At 67.8% G+C, this 18,313-nt stretch carries 16 protein-coding genes and 1 pseudogene; 9 read left to right on the top strand and 8 right to left on the bottom strand.

What is annotated here, in order from left to right:
- The first annotated feature begins 10 nt into the window (after positions 1 to 10).
- Positions 11 to 1,132, top strand: coding sequence for an acyl-CoA dehydrogenase family protein (locus ON31_RS03505; RefSeq protein WP_039809209.1), 1,122 nt, complete (start codon positions 11 to 13; stop codon positions 1,130 to 1,132).
- Positions 1,133 to 1,299: 167 nt separating this feature from the next.
- Positions 1,300 to 1,713, top strand: coding sequence for a VOC family protein (locus ON31_RS03500; RefSeq protein ID WP_039809207.1), 414 nt, complete (start codon positions 1,300 to 1,302; stop codon positions 1,711 to 1,713).
- 120 nt (positions 1,714 to 1,833) lie between these two features.
- Here the strand turns inward: ON31_RS03500 and ON31_RS03495 are convergent, their stop codons facing one another.
- The 3 genes from ON31_RS03495 to ON31_RS03485 form a co-directional block, all read right to left on the bottom strand.
- Positions 1,834 to 3,255, bottom strand: coding sequence for an MFS transporter (locus tag ON31_RS03495; RefSeq protein WP_039809308.1), 1,422 nt, complete (start codon positions 3,253 to 3,255; stop codon positions 1,834 to 1,836).
- A gap of 251 nt (positions 3,256 to 3,506) precedes the next feature.
- Positions 3,507 to 4,523, bottom strand: coding sequence for a sigma-70 family RNA polymerase sigma factor (locus ON31_RS03490; RefSeq protein WP_039809205.1), 1,017 nt, complete (start codon positions 4,521 to 4,523; stop codon positions 3,507 to 3,509).
- A 164-nt stretch (positions 4,524 to 4,687) separates the two neighbouring features.
- Complete coding sequence (locus tag ON31_RS03485; RefSeq protein ID WP_039809203.1) at positions 4,688 to 6,334, bottom strand: acyl-CoA synthetase; 1,647 nt, start codon at positions 6,332 to 6,334, stop codon at positions 4,688 to 4,690.
- A gap of 130 nt (positions 6,335 to 6,464) precedes the next feature.
- Here ON31_RS03485 and ON31_RS03480 point away from each other — a divergent pair, with 130 nt between their 5' ends.
- Positions 6,465 to 7,160 carry a maleylpyruvate isomerase family mycothiol-dependent enzyme gene (locus tag ON31_RS03480; RefSeq protein ID WP_039809201.1) on the top strand — a complete coding sequence of 232 codons (696 nt, stop codon included), beginning with the start codon at positions 6,465 to 6,467 and terminating at the stop codon, positions 7,158 to 7,160.
- A 22-nt stretch (positions 7,161 to 7,182) separates the two neighbouring features.
- Here the strand turns inward: ON31_RS03480 and ON31_RS03475 are convergent, their stop codons facing one another.
- The gene (locus ON31_RS03475; protein ID WP_039809199.1) at positions 7,183 to 8,220 is read right to left on the bottom strand and encodes an LLM class F420-dependent oxidoreductase; all 1,038 of its coding nucleotides are present in this window, start codon (positions 8,218 to 8,220) and stop codon (positions 7,183 to 7,185) included.
- Between the two features lie 62 nt (positions 8,221 to 8,282).
- On the opposite strand from ON31_RS03475, the gene ON31_RS03470 reads away from it, so the two are divergent.
- From ON31_RS03470 to ON31_RS03455, 4 genes are read left to right on the top strand one after another with little or no spacing between them, the layout of a single operon-like run.
- Complete coding sequence (locus ON31_RS03470; RefSeq protein WP_039809197.1) at positions 8,283 to 9,245, top strand: Zn-ribbon domain-containing OB-fold protein; 963 nt, start codon at positions 8,283 to 8,285, stop codon at positions 9,243 to 9,245.
- Positions 9,246 to 9,272: 27 nt separating this feature from the next.
- The gene (locus tag ON31_RS03465; RefSeq protein ID WP_039809195.1) at positions 9,273 to 10,337 is read left to right on the top strand and encodes a thiolase family protein; all 1,065 of its coding nucleotides are present in this window, start codon (positions 9,273 to 9,275) and stop codon (positions 10,335 to 10,337) included.
- Positions 10,334 to 11,500: a thiolase family protein gene (locus tag ON31_RS03460; RefSeq protein ID WP_039809193.1), complete on the top strand. Its 1,167-nt coding sequence runs from the start codon at positions 10,334 to 10,336 to the stop codon at positions 11,498 to 11,500. Before ON31_RS03465 ends, ON31_RS03460 begins: the two co-directional genes overlap by 4 nt.
- Positions 11,497 to 11,922, top strand: coding sequence for a nuclear transport factor 2 family protein (locus ON31_RS03455; protein ID WP_039809192.1), 426 nt, complete (start codon positions 11,497 to 11,499; stop codon positions 11,920 to 11,922). The genes ON31_RS03460 and ON31_RS03455 overlap by 4 nt, the downstream gene beginning before the upstream one ends.
- An 88-nt stretch (positions 11,923 to 12,010) precedes the next feature.
- Here ON31_RS03455 and ON31_RS03450 read toward each other — a convergent pair whose 3' ends face one another.
- Positions 12,011 to 13,252, bottom strand: a complete 1,242-nt coding sequence (locus ON31_RS03450; protein WP_039809190.1) for a cytochrome P450 — start codon at positions 13,250 to 13,252, stop codon at positions 12,011 to 12,013.
- Between the two features lie 149 nt (positions 13,253 to 13,401).
- Between ON31_RS03450 and ON31_RS03445 the strand changes: the two genes are divergently transcribed.
- Together ON31_RS03445 and ON31_RS35395 are read left to right on the top strand one after the other, a co-directional pair.
- Positions 13,402 to 14,568 (top strand): steroid 3-ketoacyl-CoA thiolase, encoded by a 1,167-nt coding sequence (locus tag ON31_RS03445; RefSeq protein ID WP_039809188.1) that lies wholly within the window; start codon positions 13,402 to 13,404, stop codon positions 14,566 to 14,568.
- 360 nt (positions 14,569 to 14,928) lie between these two features.
- Positions 14,929 to 15,343: pseudogene (locus tag ON31_RS35395) on the top strand (helix-turn-helix domain-containing protein).
- Positions 15,344 to 15,828: 485 nt separating this feature from the next.
- Here ON31_RS35395 and ON31_RS03440 read toward each other — a convergent pair.
- The 3 genes from ON31_RS03440 to ON31_RS03430 all read right to left on the bottom strand — a co-directional run.
- Positions 15,829 to 16,854 (bottom strand): hypothetical protein, encoded by a 1,026-nt coding sequence (locus tag ON31_RS03440; RefSeq protein WP_039809186.1) that lies wholly within the window; start codon positions 16,852 to 16,854, stop codon positions 15,829 to 15,831.
- A gap of 142 nt (positions 16,855 to 16,996) precedes the next feature.
- On the bottom strand, positions 16,997 to 17,515 hold the full coding sequence (locus ON31_RS03435) for an ImmA/IrrE family metallo-endopeptidase (RefSeq protein ID WP_039809184.1): 519 nt from the start codon (positions 17,513 to 17,515) through the stop codon (positions 16,997 to 16,999).
- A gap of 10 nt (positions 17,516 to 17,525) precedes the next feature.
- The coding region (locus ON31_RS03430; protein WP_039809183.1) for a hypothetical protein at positions 17,526 to 18,313 on the bottom strand (788 nt) is incomplete at its 5' end.

Here is an 18,313-nt window from a genome sequence, read left to right as displayed (position 1 = left end):
GGTACCCTCCATGGATTTCACCCTGACCGAAGCGCAGCAGGATCTGGCCCGGCTCACCGCCGAGGTGACCGGCAAACTCGTCACCGCCGACCGGCTGCGCGAACTCGACCGCACCACCGATGCCGAGGGCAACGACACCGTGCGCTTCGACGCGGCACTGTGGAAGTCGCTGTCCGAGACCGGCGTGCTGGCCGCGGCCCTGCCGGAAGCGGTGGGCGGCAGCGATTTCGGTGTGCTGGAGCAGACGGCCGTGCTGCGTGAGCTCGGCAAGTCGGTCGCGGCGGTGCCGTACCTGTGGTCGGTGGTGCTGGGTGCGGGCGCCCTGGCCGCCTTCGGCTCCCCGGCGCAGCGCGAGCTGGCCGCGGCCGCCGGACGCGGCGAGACCATTTTGACCGTGGCGCTGAGCGAGGAGCGCAACTGGGAGCCCGCCACGCCCGTCACCACCGCCGACGAGAACGGCTCCTGGCGGCTGTCCGGCGTCAAGATCACGGTGCCCTTCGCCCGGCAGGCGGCACGAATCCTGGTGCCCGCCACCGTGAACGGACAGGCCGCCGTCTTCCTGGTCGATCCCGCCGAGTCCACCGTGCACCTGGCCGACCAGCTGGTCACCGACCGCTCCCCCGAGGCCGAGGTCGAATTGGCCGGTGCCCCGGCGGAATTGGTGGGCACGCTGGAGCAGGGGCCGGAGCTCCTGACCTGGCTGCTGGAACGCGCTTGGCTGGGCCTGGCCGCCCAGCAGCTCGGGACGGTGGAGCGCGGCCTGGAACTGGTGGCCGAATACGCCCGCGAGCGCGAACAGTTCAACCGCAAGATCGGCAGCTTCCAGGCCGTGGCGCAGCGGCTCGCCGACGCCTACATCGACGTGCAGGGCGTGCGCCTGGCCGTGCAGCAGGCGGCCTGGCGACTGGCCGAGGGCCTGGACGCCGCCGCCGAGATCCACACCGCCAAGTACTGGGCGGCCGACGCGGGCCACCGCATCGCCCACACCGTCGTGCACGTGCACGGCGGCGTCGGCATCGACCGCGATCACATCGTGAACCAGTACTTCACCGCCGCCAAGCACAACGAGTTCGCCCTCGGCGGCGCGAGCGACCACCTGCGCGCCCTGGGCGGCATCCTGGCCGCCGGCTGAGGTCTCCGGACGGGGCGGCGGTACGGATTCCGTGCCGCCGCCCCGCGCTGTATCCGGCCTGTTCCAGGGCTGTATCCGGCCCTACCGCAGCGGCACCGATGAGTTTCCGATGTCCGCTTCGTCCTTACCTGTGATACGCAACGAGTACGCGCCGAGAGGACGACATCATGGCCAGCAAGATGATCTTCATCAATCTCCCCGTTTCCGATCTGGACCGGTCCAAGGGGTTCTACGAGGCGCTCGGCTGGAAGGTGAATCCGGACTTCACCGACAACAACGCCGCCTGCATCGTGGTGGACGACAACATCTGCCTGATGCTGCTGACCAAGGAGTTCTTCACCAACTTCAGCAAGCGCACCATCGCCGACACCAGCGCGACGGTGGGCGCGGCCTACGCCCTGTCGCTGGCCAGCGCCGCCGAGGTGGACAGCCTGGTGGAAGCCGCCCTGAAGGCCGGCGGCACCGAGGAGGCCGACGACAGCCGCCGCGAACAGGAGGCCGGGGCGGGCATGTACGGCCGCACCTTCATCGATCCGGACGGCCACCAGTGGGAGCCGTTCCACATGAACTACCCGGGCTGACCCCCGACGCCGAAGGGCCCGCCGAAAACCCGGCGGGCCCTTCGCTTTTCACGGGCACCACGACGGCCCGCCGAGCACTCGGCGGGCCGTCGGTCGATGGGGCTCCGGTCGACACGCAGGTCAGACGCCAGTGCTCACCCCTTCGCGGCGGGCCGGGGACCGGAAGGTCACCAGCGCCGCTCCGGCGGCGGCCACGGCGATCACGGCCGCGGTCACGAACGCGGCCGAGAAGCCGTCGGCCAGCGCGACCGGGTCGCCCAGTGCCTCGGCCCCCGCCGCGGCGGCGATCGCGGTGGCCACGGCCAGGCCCAGAGCGGATCCGATCTGGTAGCCGGTATTGACGATGCCGGAGGCCAGACCGCCTTCCTCGGGGGCCGCGGCCGAGATCGCGGTCTGCAGGGAGGGGATGAAGGCCAGTGACATGCCGAGCGCGGCGATCAGCGAGCCGGGCAGCACATCCACCCAGAAGCTGCCGTCGGGCCGGACGAAGGACAACCAGATCAGCCCGACCGCCAGCACCACCAGTCCGGTGGCGGTCATGGTGCGAGCACCGAAGCGGGCGAACAGCTTCGGAGACAGCGCGATCATGCCGATCATGATGAGTGCCGTCATGGGCAGCAGGGCCGCGCCCGACGGGAAGGCCGAGTAGCCGAGCACCTGCTGTAGGTACAGATTGAGGAAGAACCACATCGGCACCCATGCCGCGCCCAGCAGCACCTGCGCCAGATTGGCCGCACCGAGATCCGGAGCCCGGAAGATGGCCAGCGGCATCAGCGGTTCCGCGCGCCGCGCCTGAATGGCGACGAAGGCGATCAGCAGTGCGGTGGCCCCAACGAGGATCGCCCAGGTCGACACGGCCGCCCAGTCGGCTCGAACCACCGCGAACACCGCGGCCCCCAGTCCCGAGGTCGCGGTCAGCGCGCCCAGGATGTCGACCGATCCGTGCGGTGCCAGCGCACCGTCCGGCACCAGCGCGGGCGCGGCGAGCAGCGCCACCACCGCGAGCGGGATATTGATGTAGAAGACCCAAGGCCACGAGGCGTATTCGGTGATGAGCCCACCGAGGAAGACTCCCGCCGTGCCACCGGCCGGAGCCGCCGCGCCGTAGACGGCGAACGCCCTGGTCAGCTCTTTCGGGTTGTTCCCGAACAGCATCATGAGCAGGGTCAGTGCCGACGGCGCGATGAGCGCCGCGCCCGCGCCCTGCACGCCGCGCCCGATGAGTTCGACGGCGGCGTTCGACGCCAGCCCCGCCGCCAGCGAGCCGACGCCGAGCACCGCCCATCCGGCCTGGAAAACCCTTCTCGCCCCCAGGATGTCGGAGAGCTTGCCGCCGAGCAGCAGCAGCCCGCCGAACACCACCACGTAGGCGTTGAAGACCCAGGACAGGTTCTCCTGGGAAAACCCCAACTCCTCCTGCATCTTCGGCAGCGCGACACCGATGATCGAGGTGTCCATGATGACCATGAACTGTGCGAGGGCAATGAGCCCCAAGGCAACCCAGCGCCGCGACGCGGGCGGGGCCGATATCCGATCCGACATGGGAACCACTCCCTGACTACTCGCGGGACCCGTACTCGTGTCCCGATCAGTTCCGACCCGGATATGTATACCCCCATGGGGTATAAGGCCGACAGTCCTCGGAGCGGTGATCTACTTCATACCCCCTAGGGGTATGCGAGGTGTTGAAATGCGAACGGCCCGACGGGTATACACCCGGCGGGCCGTTCACGCGTGTCGTCGCGCCGACGTCGGACCACCCCGACGTCATCCACCATGCGCGCCGACAGGGTCTACGCGGTGGTCGAAACCTCCACCCCTTCGCGCCACTCCTGCGGCAAACCGAAGAGCGGGAACAGTTTATCGGTGTCGAGGAAGAAGTTGAGACCGGAAATACGATCTCCATCCAGTTCGAGCACGGTGATGGACCACGGCAGCCACAGGCCCGGTTCGTCGCTCGGCTTGTAGTGACCGAAGGCGGGCAAACCATTCGCACCCGCCAGCGGCACCATGCGCGAATCGCGGCAGGCGTGGCCGTGACCGAGCATGAAGGCCGCCACATTGTCCGGACCCGACACCCACAGTGAGATGGGCGGCATGGACAGTGCCACATCCTCTTTCAGCAGCGCGGTGAGCGCGTCCATGTTGTAGGACTCGAACGCCTCGACGAAATCGTCGACGAGTTTGCGCTGCTGCTCGTCGGTTTCGTCGAAGGTCTTGCCCTCGTCGGGCTGCACCTTGGACATGGTGGCGCGAGCGCGTTGCAGGGCGCTGTTCACCGAGGCCGGGGACATCATGAGCATGTCGGCGGTCTCGTTCGCGGAGAAGCGCAGCACCTCGCGCATGATCAGGATGGCGCGCTGGGTGGCGGGCAGATGCTGCACCGCGGCCACGAAGGCCAGCCGCAGCGTGTCCTTCACCGAGGCGTGGTCGGCCGGATCCGCGCCGAAGGCCAGCGCGTTCGGAATGGGTTCCACCCACACGTAGTCCGGCTCCGGCATGGGCAGCGGCGAGTCGGGCGTGGACGGTCCGTTCAGATCCATGGGCCGGGCGCGGCGCTGCGGCCCGTCCAGCATGTCCAGACAGACATTGGTGGTGATCTTGTAGAGCCAGGAGCGCAGACTGGAGCGCCCTTCGAAGGACTCGTAGGACTTCCAGGCGCGCGTGAACGCCTCCTGGACCGCGTCCTCGGCCTCGAAGGAGGACCCCAGCATGCGATAGGCGTAGGCACACAGCTCACGGCGGTGCCCCTCGAACGACTGCAACACCTCATCGAGGGAGGTGGTGGACCTGCCGGACTGCTTGCTCATAGGGCCACTCTGGCACACCCCACCGACATGTTGGGAGGATCGGAAAGGACTGCCTTCCATATCCTTCGGCTCTGGGCGAATCCTCGGATGATCCGGCGTTTTCCCTGGTCGAACGGATCGGAGCCGGTCGCGGCACGGATCGCGACCGACTCCGGAACCGGGCGCTACTTGCTGGCGGGCGCGGGCGCGTCCTCATCGGCGGGACGCTCCTCGGTCTGCGCCTTGGCCCACTTGTAGTCGGGCTTACCCGCCGGATTCCGCTTGATCTGGTCCACGAACCACAGCGCACGCGGCATCTTGTACGACGAGATCTCCTGCGTCAGCACCGGACGCAACTCCTCGAGCGTGGGCCGGTTCGCGCCGCGACACTGCACGACCGCCACCACCTTCTGCCCCCAGCGCTCGTCCGGCACGCCGACCACCAGCGCGTCGAAGATCTCGGGGTGGCACTTGAGCGCCCCCTCGACCTCCTCCGGGTAGATCTTCTCGCCTCCGGAGTTGATGCTCACCGAACCGCGGCCGAGCATGGTGACGGTGCCGTCTTCCTCGACGCGGGCGAAATCGCCCGGAATCGAGTACCGCTTGCCGTTGAACTCCTTGAAGGTGGCCTTGGTCTTGGCCTCATCCTTGTAGTAGCCGAGCGGGATGTGTCCGCTGCGGGCCAGGAAGCCGATCTTGCCGGAACCGGGCTCGCAGGGATTGCCGTCCTCGTCGAGCACCTGGGTGGAGGCGTCGATCTTCACGCGCGGGCCGCCGGTGTGGTTCTGCCCCTTGGTGACCACGGACAGACCACCGAAACCGGTCTCCGAGGAGCCGATGGAGTCGCTGATCATCCGGTTCGGCAGCAGCTCGAGCATCTTGTCCTTGAGCGTCGGCGAGAACAGCGCCGCGCTGCTGGCGATGACGTAAAGGCTCGACGCGTCATAGGGCTCACCGGTTTCCGGATTGCCCTCGAGCAGCGCGTCCACCATGGGCCGGGCCATGGCGTCACCGGTGATGAAAATCAGGTTGATCTTGTGCTGCTCGACGGCGCGCCACAGTCCGTGGCCGCTGAACTCCGCGAGCATGAGCGTCTTGCCGCCGCCGAACAGGCTCTGGAAGGTGGCCCACTGCGAGCCGCCGTGGATCATCGGGGCGACCGGGTACCGCACCATCTGCGGGTTGGCGGCGCCCAGCTTGGCGAGCTCCCACTCGTCGGTGACGTACTCACCGGTGAGGAAGTTGATTCCGCCGCCGAGCACCCGCCAGACATCCTCCTGTCGCCACATGACGCCCTTGGGCATACCGGTGGTGCCGCCGGTGTAGAGCATGTAGATGTCGTCGGGCGAGCGGTCCTCGAAGTCGCGCTCGGGCGAGCAACCGGCAAGCGCCGCTTCGTATTCCACCGCGCCCTCGGGTAGCGGCAGGTCGGTGCCGTCCTCCACCACGAGGACCGATTTCAGCTGCGGGGTGTTCGGCCGGACATTGGCGACCTTGTCGCTGTAGCGACGCTCGACCACCAGCGCGACCATATCCGAGTTGTCGAAGATGTACTGCAACTCGTTCTCGACATATCGGAAGTTCACGTTGACCATGACGGCGCGGGCCTTGAACACCGCCACCATGGCCTCGATGGCCTCGATGGTGTTCCGCGAGTAGATACCCACCTTGTCACCCGGTTGCACCCCCCGTTCCCGCAGGTAGTGCGCGAGTTGATTGGCTCGCCCCTCGAGCTCGGCATAGGTAACCGAGCGAGTGTCGTCGACCAGGGCGACGTTATCCGGCATGAGGTCGATGGCGTGTTCGACAAGGTCCGCTATGTTGTGGCTCACATGATGAAAATAGAACGTGTTCCTGTGTGTGACAAGACACGATTCTCAATCCATACCACGAGAAATTGTGGCTGCCACCACAGGGCGCATTGTGGCTGCCGCCACAGAGTACGTCGTTTACCGTGGGCGCATGGACTTCTTGGCGATCTTGCGCGACCGGCTCACGGCTTTCGGTGAGCTCATCACCGCGGACGTCGATCTCACCGCACCGGTGCCCACCTGCGGCGACTGGACCCTCCACGATCTGGTCGAGCATATGGGGCGCGGGAATCAATGGGTGGTGACGGCGGTCGCCGAATTGCGCGGAAACGACGACGGCGAACCCGCGCCGCACGATCCGGCCGAACTGCGAGCCTGGTTCGACCGGACCTCCGACGCCCTCGTCACCGCACTGTCGGCCGATCCGGCCACCCAGGCATGGACTTTCACGCGGCTGGCCCCGCGCACCGTCGGATTCTGGCGGCGCCGCCGCACCCACGAGACGGTCATGCACCTGTGGGACGCGCAGTTCGCGCTCGGCACCGCCGCGCCGATCGACGCCGCGCTGGCCGACGACGGTATCGCCGAGGTCTTCGACATGTTCGCGCAGCGCATGATCGACCGCGGGCTGGCGACCCCGCCCGAGGCCGCCGTACAGGTGCGGTCCACCGACACCGGGACCATCCGGACCTACGGCAAGGGTGAACCGACCGCCGAGATCGCCGCTCCCGCAGCGGATCTGCTCCTGCTGCTGTGGCAGCGCAAACCGAGTTCGGACCCGGCCTTCGCCTGGCAGGGCGACCGGGAGTCCGGCGAGAGCGTGCTGGCCGGGCCGCTCACGCCGTGACGCCGAGAATATAGAACTCGTTCTACGACTGCACGAGGGGGGTGAGGCGGTCCAGCTGCTCGGTGTCGCGAACCCCGACGAGCAGCATGGTCACGCCCGCGTCCTCCCACACCTTCAGCTGCTCGCGCACCTGCGCCTCATTGCCGACGATCATGGTGTCGAGCATGAGCTCATCCGGCACCGCGGCCGCCGCCTCGTCCTTGCGGCCGCTCCGGAACAACCGGGTGATCTCCTCGACCTGCTCGCCGTACCCCATCCGCCGGTACACCTCGGCATGGAAGTTCAGCTCCTCCGCGCCCATGCCGCCGATGTAGAGCGCCATGACCGGTCGCATCCGATCGAGCTCGGCCTTCGGATCGTCGGTGAGGATCACCTGGGCGGTGGCGGCGATCTCGAAGTCCGCCCGCGAACGCCGGGCACCCGCCCGTGCGAAGCCCTCGTCCAGCCAGGAGTTGTACATGTCCGCGAGCCGGGGCGTGTAGTAGATGGCCAGCCAGCCGTCGGCGATCTCGGCGGTCAGCGCCACGTTCTTGGGCCCCTCGGCCCCCAGCCAGATGGGCAGATCCGCGCGCAGCGGATGGGTGATGGGCTTGAGCGGCTTACCCAGGCCGGTCGCGCCCGGACCGGTGTAGGGCAGCGGATAGTGCGGTCCGTCGCTGGTCACCTTGGCCTCGCGGGCCAGCACCTGCCGCACGATCGACACATATTCGCGGGTCCGCTGCAACGGCTTGGCGAACGGCTGCCCGTACCAGCCCTCGACCACCTGCGGTCCGGAGACCCCGAGCCCGAGGATGTGCCGTCCGCCGCTGAGATGATCCAGGGTCAGCGCGGCCATGGCCGTGCCCGTGGGCGTGCGCGCCGACATCTGCACCACCGACGTTCCCAGTCGCACCCGGTCGGTGCTCGAACCCCACCACGCCAGCGGCGTGAACGCGTCGGACCCCCAGGACTCCGCCGTGAAGACGGCGTCCCACCCGGCCTGCTCGGCCGCGATGACCAATTCCTGGGCATTGCCGGGCGGCTGTGCACCCCAATATCCGAGCTGCAACCCGAACCGCATGATCGACTCCCTTCCCAACTGGCCTCTTGCGACCATAATAAGAACCTGTTCTACTCGATCTCGTGACTCTGGGGAACACCGAAGTACTCGCCGCACCGCTGCGGATGCAGTTCGATTACACCCGCTCCACCGGTCCGACCATCGGCCGCTTCCTGACCGGCCTGCGCGCCGGGCAGATCGTCGGTGTGCGTGGTTCCGACGGGCGCGTGATCGTGCCGCCAGCGGAATTCGATCCGATCACCGCCGAACGGCTGACCGAGTTCGTCGAGGTCGCCGATGTGGGCACCGTGCGGTCGTGGAGCTGGGTGGCGCAGCCGCTGCCGGGCCAGCCCTTCGACCGCCCGTTCGCCTGGGCGCTCATCCAACTCGACGGCGCGGACACCGCCCTGCTGCACGCCGTGGACGTGGCCTCGCCCGCGGACATCAGCACCGGGATGCGGGTGCGGGCGCGCTGGGCGACCGAGCGCAAGGGCTTCATTCACGACATCGCCTGCTTCGAACCAGGCGAATTCTCGGTCGCCGCAACGCCTGCGGAGGAGGCCGAGCCGATCACCGGCATCGTGACGCCGATCGACCTGAGCTTCAAGCACACCGCCGCACCGCAGGAGACCGCCTTCCTGAAGGCCCTCGTGGAGGGCAGGCTGCTCGGCGCGAAGGCGGGCAACGACGGCAAGGTGTACTTCCCGCCGCGCGGGGCGGACCCGCGCACCGGCGCACCCACCGAGGACTACGTCGACCTGCCCGATACCGGCATCGTCACCACCTACTGCGTGGTCAACGTGCCGTTCCAGGGCCAGCGCATCAAGCCGCCGTACGTGGCCGCCTACATCCTGCTGGACGGCGCGGACATTCCCTTCCTGCACCTGGTGCTCGGTATCGACGCCGCCGAGGTGCGCATGGGCATGCGGGTGAAGGCGGTGTGGAAGCCGCGCGAGGAATGGGACTACGGGCTGGACAACATCTCCCATTTCGAGCCCACCGGCGAGCCCGACGCCGAGTACGAGACCTTCGCGCACCACCTGTAGAGAGGCGCTGAAACCTTGAGCAACACAATGGATATCGCGGTGGTGGGCTTCGCGCACGCACCGCACGTGCCGGAGACCTTCGGCACCACCAACGGCGTGGAGATGCTGCACCCCTGCTTCACGCGGCTCTACGACGACCTCGGCATCAAAACCGCCGATATCGACTTCTGGTGCTCCGGCTCCTCGGATTACCTTGCCGGGCGCGCCTTCTCGTTCATCTCCGCCATCGACTCCATCGGCGCGGTGCCGCCGATCAACGAATCGCACGTGGAGATGGACGCGGCGTGGGCACTGTACGAGGCGTGGGTGAAACTGCGCTCCGGACAGGCGAAGACGGCGCTGGTGTACGGCTTCGGCAAGCCCTCGGCGGGCACCCTGCGCCAGGTCCTCACCCTCCAGACCGACCCCTACGTCGTCGCGCCGCTGTGGCCGGACGCGGTGTCCATGGCCGGTTTGCAGGCGCGAGCCGGACTGGACGCCGGCCGCTGGACCGAACAGGACATGGCCGCCGTCGCCGCCGACAGTGCCGCCGCCGCGGCGGCCTACGGCGAGGCGACCGAGACCGCCCGGACCGAAACCGATATCGAGAAGCTACTGGCCGCACCGTACGTGGCCGACCCGTTCCGAGCCCACGACATCGCGCCCATCACCGACGGCGCGGCCGCCATCGTGCTGGCCGTGGGCGACCGGGCGCGCGAACTGTGCGAGCGGCCCGCCTGGCTCACCGGTATGGCGCACTACATCGACACCCCGATGCTGGGCGCGCGCGATCTCACCGTCTCGGAGTCCACGGCCCGCGCGGCCCGCGCCGCCATCGGCGACGGCCCGGCCGGATTCGATGTCGCCGAACTGAACGCGCAGTACAGCCACGAGCAGATCATTCTGCGGCAGGCCATCGGGCTGAACGGTTCGACCCGCATCAACCCCTCCGGCGGGCCGCTGGCGGGCAACCCCCTGTTCGCGGCGGGTCTGGAGCGCATCGGCTTCGCCGCCACCGAAATCATCAACGGCAATGCGAATCGCGCCCTGGCGCACGCCAGCAGCGGTCCGGCGTTGCAGCAGAACCTGGTCGCCACTTTGGAGGCACGATGACACACCCCGCCGCCGTACTCGGCACCGGACAGACCAACCATGTGACCAAGCGGTCGGACGTGTCCATGGCGGGTATGTGCCGCGAGGCCATCGACCGCGCCCTCGCCGACGCCGAGCTCACCATGGCCGATATCGACGCGGTCGTCATCGGCAAGGCCCCCGACTTCTTCGAGGGCTCCATGATGCCGGAGTTGTTCATGGCCGACGCCCTGGGCGCGACCGGGAAGCCGCTGCTGCGCGTGCACACCGCCGGTTCGGTGGGCGGCTCCACCGGCATCGTGGCCGCCAATCACGTGCAGGCGGGCGTGTACGGCAAGGTACTCGCCGTCGCCTGGGAGAAGCAGTCGGAATCCAATGCCATGTGGGCGCTGTCGAATCCGGTGCCCTTCACCAAACCGGTCGGCGCGGGTGCGGGCGGCTACTTCGCCCCGCACGTGCGCGCCTACATCCGCCGCGCCAACGCCCCGCTGCACATCGGGGCCATGGTCGCGGTGAAGGACCGCCGCAACGGCGCCCGCAATCCGCTCGCCCACCTGCGGCAGGCCGATATCACCATGGATTCGGTGTTGGCCTCCCAAATGCTCTGGGATCCCATTCGTTTCGACGAGACCTGCCCGTCCTCGGACGGTGCGTGCGCGCTCGTCATCGGCGACGAGTCTTCGGCCAAGGAGCAGGAGGCCCGCGGCCGGACGGTGGCCTGGGTGCACGGCACCGCCATGCGCACCGAACCACTCGCCTACGCGGGTCGCGATCAGGTGAATCCCCTTGCCGGACAGGACGCTGCCCGCGCCCTCTGGGAGCAGGCCGGTATCACCAATCCGCTCGAGGAGATCGACGCGGCCGAGATCTATGTGCCGTTCTCGTGGTTCGAGCCCATGTGGCTGGAGAACCTCGGGTTCATGCCCGAGGGCGAGGGCTGGAAGCTCACCGACTCCGGCGACACCGCCATCGGCGGCAAGCTGCCGGTCAATCCGTCCGGCGGCGTGCTGTCGTCCAATCCGATCGGGGCCTCCGGGCTCATCCGCTTCGCCGAGGCCGCCAAGCAGGTCATGGGCCGCGCGGGCGACTATCAGGTGGAAAACGCCCGCAAGGCCTTCGGGCACGCCTATGGTGGTGGCTCGCAGTACTTCTCGATGTGGGTAGTGGGGAGTGAGCAGCCGTGACCACCACCACCGAGCATCCGGCGCGGGTCGCCGGAACCGCCTCGCAGGCCGCGGTCCGGGCGCGTGACAAGGCGGCCTGGGTCGCGCTCTTCGCCGCCGACGGCATCGTGGAGGATCCGGTCGGCCCGTCCTTCTTCGATCCGGAGGGCAGGGGCCACCGCGGCGCGGAGGCCATCGCGGCGTTCTGGGACAAGGCGATCGCACCGACCGAGCAGATCGAATTCCTCTTCGAGGACTCCTTCGCCTGCGGTCGCGAGATCGCCTTCACCGGGAAGATCCGCACCTACATGGGCGGCCAGGTGATCGACGCCGAGGGTGTCTTCACCTACAAGGTGGACGAGGACGGGAAGATCCTGGCCCTGCGCGCCTTCTGGGAGCAGGAGCGCGCCATGGCGACCATGAAACCGCCTGGAACACGCTAGAACTCGCTCGATGCGACCCGAAATGCGTGGCGGGCGTCCGGATTCCGGACGCCCGCCGCGATTTTCATATCGGCGCTGTCGATTCGCCTCAGTGCCGCACGGGGCAGGTCTGGTAGTCGACCTGGAACTCCTTGATGCCGTTGAGCCAGCCGGAGCGCAGTCGCCGCGGATCACCGATGCCGGTGATATCCGGCATGTGATCGGCGATGGCATTGAAGATGATCTCCACCTCGAGGCGGGCCAGGTTCGCGCCGATGCAGAAGTGCGCGCCGGTGCCGCCGAAGGACAGGTGCGGATTGGGGTCCCGCAGGATGTCGAAGGTGAACGGGTCCTCGAACACCTCTTCGTCGAAGTTGGCCGACCGGTAGAGCAACACCAAGCGCTGCCCCTTCTCGATCCGGACGCCCGACAGCTCCGTGTCCTCCAACGCCGTGCGCTGGAACATGCTGACCGGCGTGGCCCAGCGGATGATCTCGTCCGCCGCTGTCAGGGGCCGCTTCTCCTTGAACAGCTCCCACTGCTCCGGATTCTCGAGGAAAGCGAGCATGCCGTGCGTGGTGGCATTGCGGGTGGTCTCGTTGCCCGCCACGGCGAGCATCATGACGAAGAAGCCGAACTCCTCCGACGACAGCGACTCCCCGTCGATCTCGGCCTGCACCAGTTCGGTGACGATATCGCTGGCCGGACACCGCTTGCGTTCCTCGGCCATCTGGTACGAGTAGCCGAGGATCTCGGTGGAGGCGACCAGCGGGTCGGCATCGCTGTCCGGATCGTCGTAGCCGGTCATCTCGTTGGACCAGCGGAAGATCTTCTTGCGGTCCTCCTGCGGCACGCCGATCAGCTCGGCGATGGCCTGCAGCGGCAGTTCGGCCGCCACCTGCTCGACGAAGTCGCCGCGCCCGGACTCGGCGGCGGCCCGCACGATCCGCTCGGCCCGTGCGGTCAGCTCGGCGCGCAGGCCGTTGATCACACGCGGGGTGAAGCCCTTGGCGATGATCTTGCGCAGCTTGGTGTGCTCGGGCGCGTCCTTGTTCAACATCACGAACCGCTGCATTTCGATCTGCTCACGGGTGATGTCGTCGTTGAAGCGCGGGATGGCGGTGTTCTCGTAGTTGGAGAACACGTCGCTGCGCCGGGAGACCTCCTTGACGTCGGCGTGCTTGCTGACCACCCAGAAGCCGTCGTCGTGGAAGCCGCCCACGTCCGGTGATTTGGGGTTCCACCAGATGGGGGCGGTTCGCCGCAGTTCGGCGAATTCTTCGACCGGGACTCGGCTCTCCCACATGTCCGGGTCCGTGACATCGAATCCGTCCGGAAGATTGGGACGCATTGAGGTGTCGACCACCAGCAGTCTCCTTTGACCGACTGAAACACGTTCTACCATCATTGAAGCACAGGTGGTACGACTGAGGAAGACGAATTAGTAAACAGCTGTAACAGAATCCGAACCTGTTTCAGTTTGTACCCGAAAGGAACGACATGGGAACTCCCGTCATCGTCGAGGCCGCGCGCACGCCCATCGGCAAGCGCAATGGCTGGCTGGCCGGTCTGCACGCCGCCGAACTGCTCGGCGCGGCACAGCGGGGCGTGCTCGAACGAGCGGCCCTGGACCCCCTGCTGGTGGAACAGGTCGTCGGCGGCTGCGTCATGCAGGTCGGCGAGCAGTCGAACAATGTCACCCGCACCGCCTGGCTGCACGCGGGTCTGCCCTGGCAGACCGGCGCGGTGACCATCGACAACCAGTGCGGCTCCGCCCAGCAGGCCGCGGGCCTGGTCGCCGGACTCATCTCGACCGGGGCCATCGAGGTCGGCCTGGCCTGCGGCATCGAGTCCATGAGCCACGTGCCGCTGGGCGCCAATGTCGGCACCCACGCCGGGCCCCGCCGTCCGGCCAGCTGGGATATCGACATGCCCGACCAGTTCACCGGCGCGGAACGAATTGCCAAGCGGCGCGGCATAACTCGCGACGACACCGACGCCCTGGGTGAGCGCTCGCAGCGGCTGGCCGCGCAGGCGTGGGCGGAGGGCCGCTTCGACCGCGAGGTGCTGACCGTCAAGGGCGCGCCACAGGTGGACAAGGAGGGCAACCTCACCGGCGAGACCATGGACGTCAGCCGCGACCAGGGCCTGCGCGAGACCACCCGCGAGGGCCTGGCGAAGCTGAAGCCGGTGCAGGAGGGCGGTATTCATACCGCGGGCACCTCCTCGCAGATTTCCGACGGTGCCGCAGCAGTTCTACTCATGGACGAAAGGGCCGCCGCGCGCAATGGTTTGCGCCCACGCGCCCGCATCGTGGCGCAGTGCCTGGTCGGCGGTGAGCCCGAATACCAACTCGACGGGCCGGTGCAGGCGTGCGCCCGCCTGCTGGAGCGCAGCGGCATGAGCATGAGCGATATCGACTTGTTCGAAATCAACGAGGCTTTCGCATCCGTGGTGCTGTCCTGGGCCTCGGTGCACAAGCCCGACTTCGACCGGGTGAATGTCAACGGCGGGGCCATCGCGCTCGGTCACCCGGTCGGCAGCACCGGATCGCGGTTGATCACAACGGCTTTGCACGAGCTGGAGCGCTCGGGCAAGAGCACCGCCATGATCCTCATGTGCTGCGGTGGCGCACTCGCGACGGGCACGATCATCGAACGGGTCTAGTCCCCAATCATTTTCGGCCATGAGGTTGAACATTCATCCTACGACCGCTCAAACGTGGCGTACGCCACACAAACTTCGGTACAGACAAGATGATGACTCGTCAGCTATCTTATAGCTACTAGCGGCTTGTTACGGAAGACCTTCGCGACGGGCCAGAACCGGGGCTCTTAAGCCATCCGCAAGAACCGTGAGGGTGGCCCGCAAACGCCCAAGCCACAGCGGCTTCACCGGATCACCGCCGAGAAGGTTCAAGGAAATCGCGAATCAGGCGTAGGTTTTCAGTTACTGAGCCGCTAATATCAATGATACGTATCCGAGATAACGACTGTTAGTACAGCGAAGGGAATTGGGCGGCTCACAATGGCTGATTTCGCGGCGCGGCTGAACAAGCTGTTCGAAACCGTGCATCCCCCGGGGCGTAAGCCGCACACCAACGCAGAGGTGGCGGCGGCCTTGACGGCCTCCGGCCATCCGATCTCGAAACCGTATCTGTCACAGCTGCGGTCGGGACAGCGCACGAATCCGTCGGACGAGACGGTGGCTGCGCTGGCGAAGTTCTTCAAGGTCAAGCCGGACTACTTCTTCAACGACATCTACGCTGCCAAGATCGATCATGATCTGGAGCTACTGTCCCAGCTGCAGGGCTACGGACTGCGTCGGTTGTCGAGTAGGGCCTTCGACCTCTCCGAAGAATCAGAACCTCCTCACCTCCATGGCGGAGAAGTTGCGGGCATCAGAGGGGCTGCCCGAAATTCCTCCGGACGGCACGGAATAGGCCCTGCCTCAAGGCAACACAGTGCGGGTGACTCGGAACCGCACTGTGTTGGTTTGTCACAGGACTCTTCCAGCCGGTTCCACGAGGAGCGTTCGAACGATACGGCGCTGCTTGCAGGGCAGCGTCGCCATCGTGCGGCTGGCACGTGGGGTGTTGCACCGGTCTCAGGGCACAGGGACCATGTGGCGTACACCCCTGCGCGGAGCAGATATGCGCACTCCTGGCATATCGCTGCGCGGGGTCCGAGCACATATCGGTGAGACGACCTCCCCTGGTGTGCATCGCGCAGATTGTCGGGCGATGTACCGGATACGGCCACGGGGGGTCGTTTCGTTTTGCTGGATTTCCGATCGAGTTGTGCAAACCGCACACGCGATCTGTGCACAGTGCACTTTCAGATGCACACAACGGTCAGGACCATCGCCATTCCGGCGCACTTATGACCGGAATCCACCGAAAGGTGGACCCCGGTCGAATAGAGCGTTTCAGCGCTGCGCGGACGGCTGACCGGCCCCACTTTCCAGCGCCTCGTCGAAGGCGCGAGCAATGGCCTGAGCCCAGCCGCGTGGGCTCACGCCGGGGGGCGGGGCGATCCATCGACCGTCGACCACGGTCTCGCCGAAGGGATTCCGCGCCCACAACGCCACCCGCTCGGCCCGTTCGGCCACCGATTCGGGCGGCGCACCGGCATCGGCCAACTCCACGCCGCCACCGGACTGCAGGAACAGGGCGTCCATGATCTGCGCCACCTGATCGGACGCCTTGAGCTGGGTGGTGGACCCGGTCTGATCCTTGGTCACCACCTCCGGGAAGCGCGCCACCAGCACCCGGTGCAGGGTGCGAATCTCTCGCAGCAGCAGGCGAGCTCGCAGCCAGAGCTCGATCACGATCCACACCGCGCCCATGGCGATCAGCAGTGACGCGATCTGCCAGGCGGGCCAGAACCAGTCCGGCTGCTGCGGTTTCGGCATGGCGGCGTGATCGATCTCACGTCGCAGCGACAGCGTCGACAGCACACCGACCACCAGGGTGCCGGTGGTGTAGAGCGCGATGCCGCGGCCCAGGGTGGTCCAGTCCAGGTTGCGCACGCCGGTGATGACGATGAAGACGCAGCCGAGCAGGGCGACCACCCAGCCGAAGGTGGTGGACCACACCAGGGTGATGGTCATGGCGATGAGGCCGCCCGCATAGATCATCCAGGAGATCTGGCGCAGATTCCGGCGTGACACCACCGGCCACGCCGCCGCGGCCACCACCGAGGTCGCCGTCACGAACAGCGTCCAGAGCATGGGAGTGAGCCTGTCGGACAACCACATTCCGCGCACCCCGGCCGGCGCGATGTGATCGACCGCGACCGCCACATCCGGAATCGCCACGGTGGAGGCCGCCGCGACGGACGCCACCGCGATCACGATCGCCACCCGCGCGGTCGTCGCGGGTTTGACGAGCACCCGGCCCACCCGCGCCCCGGCCGCCATCCAGACCAGTAGAGCCGTCAACCAGAAGGTCATGCTGTGTCCTCCCGCTCGAGGGGGTGACCATGATCACGCACGCTGCCTCCTCCGGGCCCTGACCCGGTCAGCAGCGTCCGGCGCGGATGCCCGGGGGACCCTCCGTGGTTACGCACGCTGCCTCCTCCCGGCCCTGACCCGGTCATCCGAGTGCCTCGTCGAAGCGCAGGACCGAGACGCCCGCGCCGCGGCTGTTGAATACGCGCAGTCGGGTCATGAGCATGTTCGCGAAGGTCTCCGCCTCCCACTCGCACAGTTCGTCCTCGCCGAGATCCACGATCTGCTGGTGCGCGCGCTGGCTGAGCATGTAGGCGATGAGGTCCTCGCTGGCCTCCAGCGTGATCTCGGTCGCGGCCTCGCCCGGATGGTCGAACACGATATGGCCCAGCTCGTGCGCGAGCGTGTGCTCGCGCGTGGGTAGCGCGGCGGCCAGCACGATCACATCGCGGTCCGGGTAGCTGCGGCGCTGACCGCACACACCCGGCCCCAACTGCGCGCTGGCGATCTCGATGGGCCGCCGTCGCTCCAGCGAGATGGCGTCGACCACCTCGTCGAGGGTGGTGGCGTCGAAATCGGCGGCGACCGCGCACACCGCGTCGACGGCGGCCGCCACCCGACGGTAAGACCTGCTGGCGCTGCTATGCGCTCGACTCTCGGTCATCGCTGCCCCCTCACGCCCTCGGGCCGAAGAACTGGGCGCGCGCGGCATCGATCCGCGCCTGCGCCGCGGACGCGCTCTGCGCGCTCACCGCACCGGAACCCACGCCCGCGAGCGTGAGCGCAATGAGTCCGCCGATGACCGACAGCAGTTTGATCGGTGGCAGCAGACCCGAGTCGGAGGTGGGCCGCACCTGCGGATCCGGCTGTGCCAGCACCGGATCGGTCGCCGCCGGCGGGGCGGGAGGCGCGGGTGGCGCCGGAGCCGCCTCCACCGCGGGCGGCACGACCAGCGGAGCCACCACGGGCAGCGGTACCCGGGGTGCTGCGGGTGCGGGCGGTTTCGGAATCTCCAGCGGTACGGGCGGGGGCACCGGTGCGGGTGTCGGCTGCGGGATCAGCAGAAGCAGCAGCGGGGAGGCGCAGACGGCGGCCGAGCCGACCCCGGCCGATCCGAGCGCGCCCGAACCCGTCGCCGCCGAACCGGCACCCGCGGAACCGACCGCCGCCGAACCGATCCCGGCGGAACCGACGGCCGCCGAACCGACCCCGGTCGATCCGGTCGCGGCCGAGCCGAGCGCGGCCGACCCGGCACCCGAACCCGTCGCGGCGGACCCGGCGGCGGACCCCGCACCCGCGGAGCCCACCCCCGCCGAACCGACGGCCGCCGAACCGGTACACAGCGCGGCCAGCGCGGCCGACCCGGTAGCGGCCGATCCCACCGCCGCGGAACCCACAGCGGCCGAACCCGTCCCGAGCCCCGCCGAACCCGTGATACCCAGCAGCGTGGCGAGAGTCGCGG

Origin of the sequence: Nocardia otitidiscaviarum NBRC 14405, from assembly GCF_000308635.1 — a bacterium.
Lineage (GTDB): Bacteria > Actinomycetota > Actinomycetes > Mycobacteriales > Mycobacteriaceae > Nocardia > Nocardia otitidiscaviarum.
The sequence above is the reverse complement of the archived record's forward strand: the minus strand, read 5'-3'. Positions and strand labels throughout refer to the sequence as shown.